Origin of the sequence: Candidatus Frankia alpina (assembly GCF_902806485.1) — a bacterium.
Classification (GTDB): domain Bacteria; phylum Actinomycetota; class Actinomycetes; order Frankiales; family Frankiaceae; genus Frankia; species Frankia alpina.
The window spans coordinates 1-8,402 of the sequence record NZ_CADCWT010000207.1 but is presented as its reverse complement, the minus strand read 5'-3'; the positions used below and the strand labels follow the sequence as shown (position 1 = coordinate 8,402).

The following is an 8,402-nucleotide window of genomic DNA, read 5'->3' as shown; positions in this document are numbered from 1 at the left end:
ACATTGATGTCACGCAAAGCGACGAAACGTTACCGGGAAAGGCTCAGTGAGTACTGGAGGTTGCCGCGCTCGTACTCGGCGGCGGTGGAGTAGTCGGCGCCGTGGTTCTGGATGACGTCGAGCAGCTGCCATTTACCCAGTTGGGACAGCGCACGGCCGAGCTCGTCCGGACCCAGGGCCCGGAACAACCCGACGAACCCCAGCCGCTCCTCGATGCCGTCCGGACCGAGCGTGGTCTCCAACCGTTCGTTCGCCTCGCCGAACACCCGCAGGACGGCCGTGTACAGGTCGGCGTTCTGCTCGGTGGCGAACCGGAACATCTCCGGTGGCACGCGATGCATCGTCGTCATCCTGCCTCCACCGCGGTTCGTCCCCTCGGCCGGCGCTCAGCAACCAGGTACCCATCTCACGGTAGCCAACGGGTCCGACAGGACTGACGATCCCCGGGATGTCGTCAACAGGATCGTGGACCGAGCAGGCGTGAAGCGTGGGAACATATGTGCCGTCCCGGCGGATGCGGTGAGACTCCGGTCAAATGCCATCTGCGTTCGTTCCTGCGCTACCGGCTCTCAACGAGAGATGTACATGGCCGTCAAGGATCAGGCGAAGGTCGGCGGCCTCATCCAGGCCGTCGGCTACCCGGCCGACAAGATCCACTTCATTCGGGGAAAGGTCGAGGACACCATTCCGGAGAATGCTCCCGACCGCATCGCCCTGCTCCGCCTCGACACCGACTGGTACGAATCCACCCGGCACGAGGCGGCGCCATCGGCGTGATCCCCGGCCGGTAGCCGGACGCCGAGGGGGCATCAGAACCAGCCGAGGTGGCGGCCGAGGAGACAGGGTGGACGGCGCGCGGATTCGGTCGGCTTCGACGCCCTGTTCGACCGGGTTTTCAAGGGGAGGGCTGGCGACGGATGTGGGCACTACGCTCCGTTCTTCCGGGCGGTGTCGAGCGCGCCTTGCAGGGAGGACTGCCAGCCGGCGCTGGTGTAGCTGGCGCCGGAGACGGCGTCGATGTTTGCGTTCTGGGCGCTGAGGGTTTCCTGGGTGAGGATCGGCGCGGCATATCCGCTGATCCGGGCGGAGCGGCCGCCCGAGGGGAGGGCGAGCGCGGTCACGCTGGTGATGCGGTGGCCGGTCTCCACGACCTGGACCTGGACCGTGCCGTAGCGGGTGTCGATCGCCGGGCCGTTCGCCACCACCCGGCTCTGGACGGCGCTGCCGGTGGTCGCCGGGGCGGGGCCGCCGGGTGTGGGTGGCCCGCCCGCCGCGGCCGGTCCCGGTGACGGCGACCCGCCCGGTGCCGCTCCACCGCTGCTGGGCTCGACGACGACGCCGGACGGGGCGGCCGCGGTGGTCGCGGTGGGTAGAAGGTAGCCGCCCAGGCCGAGGGCGAAGCCGCCGAGAACTCCGGCGGCGAGCAGCGCCGGGCGTCCCGGCCGGGTGCCTGTCACAGGGCGAACGCCTCCTGATGTATCCGCGCGGCCGGCACGCCGAGCTGGCGCAGGGACGCGGTGGTGGCGGTGCAGAAGCCCGGCGGCCCACAGAGGTAGACCTCGCGCCGGGTGATGTCCGGGACGAGCCGGCGCAGATGGGCGGGCCCCATCGGCCGTTGCGGATCGTCGGAGCTGCCGCGCCGGGGCGCCCGACGCGGTGCAGCAGCGTGACGTCGACCCGGCGCGGCAGCTCCTCGAGCAGGGCCCGGACCGGGGTGATGCCCAGGCCGGCGCCGATGAGCAGGACCTTCGGCGTGGTGAGGGTATCTGCCGTGAAGGTGCCGTAGGGGCCTTCGACGAGCACCCGGCTGCCGGGCGCGAGCCGGGTCAACCGCTCGGTGCCGTCGCCGACGAGCCCGACGGTGATTCGTAGCTGCTGTGGGGTTGGGCTGGCTGACAGTGAGTAGGGATGGGCTTCCCACCAGCCGTCCCGGCTGAGGAACCGCCACTGGAAGAACTGGCCGCCCACGGCGGGCAGCCGGTCCAGCCGCCGTCCGCACAGGTAGATCGACACGACGTCGGGTGACTCCGGCACGACGGCACTGACCCGTAGCTGGTGGCGGGCCGAGCGCACCAGCGGCAGCCCGAGCCGGAACATGACCAGGCAGGCCGCGGTGATCACCAGCTGGCCCTTCCACCACAGTGTGATCACCGGCAAGCCGGCCAGATCACGACCGGCCGACAGCTGGTGCCCGAACGCGAGCACGACCGCGGCGTAGGTGGCCAGGTGGATCGCGTACCAGATCTCGTAGCGCAGCCGTCGCCGCGCCGCCGCGACCGACAGGGCGGCCACGACGACGATGACAACGGCGCTGGCCGTCGCCGAGAGATAGGTCGTGGCCAGCGTGTACGCCTGGGGGAGGAATCCGGAGAGCCGGGCGCCTCCGTAGCCGGCGGCCAGCAGGAGGGGGTGGGCGCAGACGGCGACCAGCAGGATCTGGCCGAGGGTGCGATGCCAGCGCAGCAGGACGTCCTGCCCGACCGACCGCTCCAGCCAGGGAATACGCGCGGCCAGCAGGAACTGGCCGACCAGGAGGACCTCGGCCAGCAGGTCGGCGACCCGGCCGGCCCAGGTGAACAGGCCGGCCGTGCCGGCTCCGGCGAACGCGGTGCCGTGCAGGGCGACGGCCGCGACCGCGCCGAGGTTCAGGCCGGCGAGGACGATCAGCGCGGCGGCCGGGCCCCTCGACGAGGGGCGGACGGTGGCCGGCGGCGGCGGCCCCGGCGGCGGACGCATGGCGGTTGTTGGCATCTCGTCCTGTCGTGGTGCGTGAGCAGGCGATGGGCGCCGGCGGGAGCGGCCGGGTCGCGGCGGCGCTCGCTCCGGCGCCGCTGCGTCCACCGTCGAGTCGCTACCGTCAAGGATGTGTCAAGGATGTGTCAAGAGCAGTGCGGGACTTGCCGAGGTGGACAACGGCCCTGACCGGCGGCGGGTGGCGGCTGGCACGGTGGGAACCGTGATCGCGGTCCTGCTCGTCGAGGACGATCCCTCGATCCCTCGATCCCTCGATCCCTCGATCCCTCGATCGCCGAGCCGCTGACCCGCTCGCTGCGGCGGGAGGGCTACCGGGTGGAGGTGGCCGCGGACGGGCCGACCGGGCTGGCGGCGGGGCTCACCGGGCAGTCCGACGTCGTGGTCCTCGACATCGGACTGCCGTTCATGGACGGGCTGGAGGTCTGCCGGCGGCTGCGGGCCCGGCTGCCGAGCACGCAGATCCTGCTGCTGACCGCCCGCTCCGAGGAGATCGACTTCGTCGACGGCCTGGACGCCGGTGCCGACGACTACATCGCCAAACCGTTCCGTCTGGCGGAGCTGCTGGCCCGGGTCAGGGCCGCCCGCCGGCGGGTCGGCGGGGATCGGGTGTCCGTCGCCGGGGTCCGGGTGGACGTGGCCGCGAGGCGGGCCTTTCGGACCCTCGACGACGGCTCCGAGGAGGAGCTGGCGCTGTCGGGCAAGGAGTTCGACCTGCTGCGGGTCCTGATCAGCCACGCCGGTACCGTGGTCAGCCGGCGGGCGCTGCTGGCCGAGGTGTGGCAGACGACCTGGCCGGGTTCCAGCCGGACGGTGGACCAGCACGTCTCCTGGCTACGGCAGAAGTTGGGCGACCGGGCCGCTGAGCCGAGGTACATCACCACGATCCGCGGCGTCGGCTTCCGGTTCACCGCCTGAGGCAGCCGGGCCCGCCACGGCGGAATCATGGTGGTCATGCGCCGCCGCCTGCTCGTCTCGACCCTCGCCGTCGTCGTGGTCGCCGTCGTCGCCCTGGCGGTTCCGCTGGCCGTCCTGGCGGCGCGGCAGGTACACACCGACTTCGCCGTCCGGTTGCAGCAGCAGGCCGACGGGGTGGCGGTGGCGGTGGGCGAGCGGCTGGAGGACCACGAACCGATTGCGCCGAGCCGGCTCGCAGCTCTGGCCCCGGGCCGGCGGGTCACGGTGGTCGCCCGCGGCGGGCTCAGCTACGTCGCCGGCCCCGACCTGGACGGTGACACCAAGCAGGCCACCGCCGCTGCGGAGACCGTCACCGTCACCGTCACCGCCTCCACGCACGACGAGGACGAGCGGGTGTCCGCGGTCATCGCGGTGGTTGGCATGCTGGTCGCGATCTCCGCGTTCGTCGCTGTCGGGATGACCCTCGTACAGGCGAACCGGCTCGCCGCGCCGATGATCGCGCTGGCCCGGCAGGCACGCATGCTCGGAGAAGGCCACTTCGACACCGAGGCGGGCCAGTTCGGGCTGCCCGAGGCCGACGATGTCAGCAGGGTACTGGCGGGCAGCGGCCGCCGGATCGGGGAACTCGTCGACCGGCAGCGCCAGTTCGCCCGGGACGCCGCCCACCAGCTGCGCTCACCGCTGACCGCGATCGGGCTACGGCTGGAGGAGATCGCCACCGCGGACGTGCCGGAGCAGGTCCGCGACGACGCGGAGTCGGCGCTGGCCCAGGTCGACCGGCTGGCAACCGTGGTGACGGTGCTGCTCGCCCGCGCCCGCGGTGACGCGTCCCGCCCGCGCCCGGTCCAGGTCGGCGAGCTTCTCGACGAGCTGGACCGGCACTGGGGGCCGATAGCGGACCGTCGCGGGCGTGCCCTGGTGATCATGAGGCCGGCCGGATCGGCGGCCGCCACGACCACGACGTCCGGCAAACCAGCGAGCGGCTCGACCGCGCTGGTAGGGCTGGTAGGGCTGGCCAACCGTGACCATCTTGGGCAGGCCCTCGCGGTACTGCTGGAGAACGCCGTCCGGCACGGGGCCGGAACGATCAGGATACGGACCGTTCAGGACGGGACGGACGTGCGCATCGAGGTCGGTGACGAGGGGGCCGGCATACCCGAGGAGCGGGTGCCCAGCCTGTTCATCCGTGGGCTGGGCGCGGCCCGCCAGGACGCCGAGGGAGCTGGCATCGGTCTCTTCCTCGCCCGGGCCCTGGTGGAGGCCGATGGAGGCCGCCTGGAGCTGACCCGGCGCAGCCCGCCCGTGTTCGCCGTGAGCATTCCCGCCGTCTCGGCTCCCGTGCGGTAGACCGACGCGGAAACCCGATCGGACGGCACCCAGGCTTGGACGGTCACCCGCCGAGCCGAGGCTCGCCCAGGGCATTGCGCGTCAAGGAATCAGAACCAGCCGCGGCGGCGGCCGAGGTGCTCCAGCTGCTGGTGCAGCAGGCCGGCGAGCGCGTGCCGGTCGGTGTCGTGGTGGCCGACGCGGAAGCGGCTGAGCTCGTCGCCACCGCGGGAGAGCAGCCCGCCGCGGCGGTCGGCCTCCAGCACGACGTCCATCCCGGCACCGTCGACGAGGAAGGTCACCTCCAGTTCGGAGATCCGCCGGGCGTACTCGCCGGCCGGCTTGAGCTCGATCTCCTGGTAGAAGGGCAGGTCGGAGCCGCCGAGGTGGCCCTTCTCCACGTCCGCGGAACGGAAGTGGAAGCCGAGGTCGCCCAGCGCCGCCAGCACCGCCTCCTGCACCGGCAGCGGATGCACGCCCACCGGGTCCAGGTCTCCCGGGTCGACCGCGCCGGGGATCGCCAGCTTCGTCCGCACGCCGATCTTCATGCCGTGCAGGTGCCAGCCGCCGACGTCGGTGATCGGCGTCTGCCACGGCACGGGCAGCTCGAACCGGCCGGTGATCTGCTGCCCGGGATTGATGGTGAAGCCCCCGCCGACCTGCTGGGTGCCGAAGGTGACCTGCTCGTACCAGGTCGAGTCGTCCCGCTCGACCTCGACGGTCGCCTCCAAGGAGACGAGGACCTTCTCGACCTCCTGGTCGATCTTGCCGCCGGTGATCGTCGTCGTGCCGGTCACGACGTGACCCGGCAGCGTCTCCGGCCGGTCCAGCACGGTCTCGACCTCGGCCCCTCCGACCCCGAGCCGCGACATGAACCGCTTCATCCCCATCGTCCGTCCGTCCCCTTCGTCGCCGTGACTGCCGCGACACGCTCTCACATCTCTACGCCGGCCCGATCGGGGAGATCGGCGCAGGTCGGCAAGGTGACATCGGTCGGGGCGCTCGGGACAGTCCGTGACGAAGGCGGAGGACGTAGGCGGGGTGGGGCATCGGTCTGCAGGGCGAACCGGTACCATTCCGCTTCGTGACCTGCATCGTCGGGGTTCAGCAGGACGGCCGGGTCGTGATCGGTGGGGACAGTGCTGGTGTAGCCGGCTGGTCCATCACCGTACGCGCGGACACCAAGGTGTTCCGCAACGGTGAGTTCATCATGGGCTTCACCGACTCGTTCCGGATGGGCCAGCTGCTCCGCTACAGCCTCGTCCCGCCCGTGCCCCAGGACTGGGACCTTGATCGTTTTATGGCGACCGACTTCATCGCGGTCGTCCGCGACTGTCTGCGCGAGGGCGGGTTCGCCCGCAACGACTCGGGCAGCGAGAGCGGCGGACTGTTCCTCGTCGGCATCCGCGGGCACCTCTACCGCATCGACTCGGACTATCAGATCGGCCGCAGCGTCGACGACTACTACGCCGTCGGCAGCGGCGACGAGTACGCCTGCGGCTCCCTGCACAGCACCCGCGGCCTCGACGCGGAACAGCGCGTGCAGCTCGCCCTGGAGGCCGCCGCCCACCATTCGACGGGCGTCTGCCCGCCGTTCCACATCATGTCCTCCGACGACGTCTACGCCCCCGACGGCTCCATCAACGCCGGCTAGGCCGGTTCAGCGACGCAGGCGTTCGGCGGCCAGCGCGGCGAGCGCCTGGGGGCCGGCGAGCGGGGTGAAGCGGTCGGCGGCGGCGCTGAGCGCGGCGTACTCGTCGGCGGCGAGGTCGAGGTCGGCCGTGGCCGCGTTGCTCTCCACCTGGGCGACGCCGGACGCCCCCGGGATCGCCACGACCTGCGGATGGTGGATCGCCCAGGCCAGCGCGATCTGGGCGGGGCTCGCCCCGTGCGCCGCGGCGACCTCGCGCAGCACGTCGAGCAACGGCGTCGCCCGGGCGAGGTTCTCGGTTCCGAACAGCGTGTTGGCCGCCCGGACCCGTCCACTCGGGCGGTTGGTCACGTCGTAGTGGCCCGCCAGCAGCCCCTGGGCGAGCGGGCTCCAGGCGATGATGATCCGGGACTCGCGGGCGGCGAAGTCGAGCAGCGCGGCGCCGCGGCGCGGCCGGGCCAGGCTGTACTCCACCTGGTTGGACAGCACCGGCGCGCCGAGGGCCGCGTCGGCCTCCTGCCAGCGGGCCAGCGGGTAGTTGCTGACCCCGACGTCCCCCACCAGGCCCACGGCCTGCAGCGAGGCCATGCCCCGCATCGTCCAGCGGTCCCGGATCGCCGGGTTGGGCTGGTGGACCTGGTAGAGGTCGAGGTGGCGCACGCCGAGGCGGTGCGCGCTGGCGACCGCGCGCTGCTCGACGACCGGGCCCACCGGGACAATCGGCAGGAGCTTGGTCGCCACGTATGCCCGGTCGAGCCCGCCGGGGACCGCGGCCAGCGCCGCGCCGAGGATGCGCTCGCTGCGACCCAGGCCGTAGACCTCCGCCGAGTCGAACAGGGTGATCCCGAGCTCGAGGGCCCGGCGGACGATGAGCGCGGCGTCGTTGTCGGCGTAGCGGCTGCCGTAACCCCACTGCCCGGACCCGAACTGCCAGGTGCCCAGGCCGATCTTCGAAATCCTCTTCGGGCTGACAGTGACGGAGCCCTCCATGTAGCGCATCCGTCCAGTGAACGCGATCCTGCCCACGGGACGCGAGAGGAGATGTCACGCTGGAGACCTGTCACGGTGACGCGCGCGTGGTGTGACAGCGCCCGCGCGCCCGGCGTGTTCGGCTGACAGGTGGGTAGCTGCTACCTTGCCCGCAGTCCGGTTCGTGCGGATGCGGGCGCAGGCGGCGGGGCGGATCCGCCGGTCGTCCCGGCAGGCGCCGGGGCGGCGGCAGGCGAGTGGAGGGAGCGTGTTGGTCACCCAGTTCAGCCGCGGGCAGAAGGCGCAGCTGTCGGCGGTCACCCAGGGCACCGACCTGTACGTCGGGATTGCGATCAATGCGCCGGGGGAGTGGGACATCTCCTGCTTCGGCCTGGACGGCGACGACCGCCTCTCCGACGACCGGTACTTCGTCTTCTTCAACCAGCCGACCTCACCGGAGAAGTCCGTCCAGCTCCTCGGCCCGCAGTCCGGGGACACTCAGGCGTTCCGGGTCAGCCTCGACCAGGTGCCGGCCTCGATCGGCCGGCTGTCGTTCTGCGCGGCGCTGGACGGCGTCGGCAGTGCTGCGGCGATCGCGTCGGGCTACCTGAGGATCGTCGTCGCCGGTACCGAGGTGCTGCGCTACTCCTTCACCGGCGCCGACTTCACCAGCGAACGCGCGGTGATGATCGGCGACCTCTACCGCAAGGGCGTGTGGCGCGTCGCCGCGATCGGCCAGGGCTTTCAGGGCGGCCTCGCCGAACTCATCCGCTCCTACGGCGGCGAG

General features: G+C 71.9%; 10 protein-coding genes and 1 pseudogene. 5 read left to right on the top strand and 6 right to left on the bottom strand.

Annotation, left to right across the window (positions count from 1 at the left end):
- Positions 1-29: 29 nt before the first annotated feature.
- Positions 30-350 carry a DUF2397 family protein gene (locus tag G6R25_RS18575; protein ID WP_235948996.1) on the bottom strand — a complete coding sequence of 107 codons (321 nt, stop codon included), beginning with the start codon at positions 348-350 and terminating at the stop codon, positions 30-32.
- 235 nt (positions 351-585) lie between these two features.
- Here G6R25_RS18575 and G6R25_RS18570 point away from each other — a divergent pair, with 235 nt between their 5' ends.
- Complete coding sequence (locus tag G6R25_RS18570; RefSeq protein ID WP_235825929.1) at positions 586-777, top strand: TylF/MycF family methyltransferase; 192 nt, start codon at positions 586-588, stop codon at positions 775-777.
- A gap of 149 nt (positions 778-926) precedes the next feature.
- Here the strand turns inward: G6R25_RS18570 and G6R25_RS27785 are convergent, their stop codons facing one another.
- The 3 genes and pseudogenes from G6R25_RS27785 to G6R25_RS30795 form a co-directional block, all read right to left on the bottom strand.
- A complete protein-coding gene (locus G6R25_RS27785; protein ID WP_163553988.1) occupies positions 927-1,457 on the bottom strand; it encodes an FMN-binding protein in 531 nt (176 codons plus the stop codon).
- Positions 1,454-1,609 (bottom strand): ferredoxin reductase domain-containing protein, encoded by a 156-nt coding sequence (locus tag G6R25_RS18560; RefSeq protein ID WP_163553987.1) that lies wholly within the window; start codon positions 1,607-1,609, stop codon positions 1,454-1,456. The genes G6R25_RS27785 and G6R25_RS18560 overlap by 4 nt, the downstream gene beginning before the upstream one ends.
- A gap of 599 nt (positions 1,610-2,208) precedes the next feature.
- Positions 2,209-2,736, bottom strand: a pseudogene (locus G6R25_RS30795) (ferric reductase-like transmembrane domain-containing protein); the annotation flags it as partial.
- 264 nt (positions 2,737-3,000) lie between these two features.
- Here G6R25_RS30795 and G6R25_RS18555 point away from each other — a divergent pair.
- Both G6R25_RS18555 and G6R25_RS18550 read left to right on the top strand, forming a co-directional pair.
- Complete coding sequence (locus G6R25_RS18555; RefSeq protein WP_163553993.1) at positions 3,001-3,669, top strand: winged helix-turn-helix domain-containing protein; 669 nt, start codon at positions 3,001-3,003, stop codon at positions 3,667-3,669.
- 36 nt (positions 3,670-3,705) lie between these two features.
- Entirely contained in the window at positions 3,706-5,016 is a 1,311-nt protein-coding gene (locus G6R25_RS18550; RefSeq protein WP_163553990.1) for a sensor histidine kinase, read from the top strand.
- Positions 5,017-5,105: 89 nt separating this feature from the next.
- Here the strand turns inward: G6R25_RS18550 and G6R25_RS18545 are convergent, their stop codons facing one another.
- Positions 5,106-5,885, bottom strand: a complete 780-nt coding sequence (locus G6R25_RS18545) for a sporulation protein (RefSeq protein WP_163553989.1) — start codon at positions 5,883-5,885, stop codon at positions 5,106-5,108.
- 194 nt (positions 5,886-6,079) lie between these two features.
- Here G6R25_RS18545 and G6R25_RS18540 point away from each other — a divergent pair, with 194 nt between their 5' ends.
- Positions 6,080-6,649 (top strand): Ntn hydrolase family protein, encoded by a 570-nt coding sequence (locus G6R25_RS18540; RefSeq protein ID WP_136448745.1) that lies wholly within the window; start codon positions 6,080-6,082, stop codon positions 6,647-6,649.
- 6 nt (positions 6,650-6,655) lie between these two features.
- Here the strand turns inward: G6R25_RS18540 and G6R25_RS18535 are convergent, their stop codons facing one another.
- Complete coding sequence (locus tag G6R25_RS18535; RefSeq protein WP_336501739.1) at positions 6,656-7,636, bottom strand: aldo/keto reductase; 981 nt, start codon at positions 7,634-7,636, stop codon at positions 6,656-6,658.
- Positions 7,637-7,886: 250 nt separating this feature from the next.
- Between G6R25_RS18535 and G6R25_RS18530 the strand changes: the two genes are divergently transcribed.
- Positions 7,887-8,402: TerD family protein (locus tag G6R25_RS18530; RefSeq protein WP_163553991.1), on the top strand; the 516-nt coding region annotated here is incomplete at its 3' end.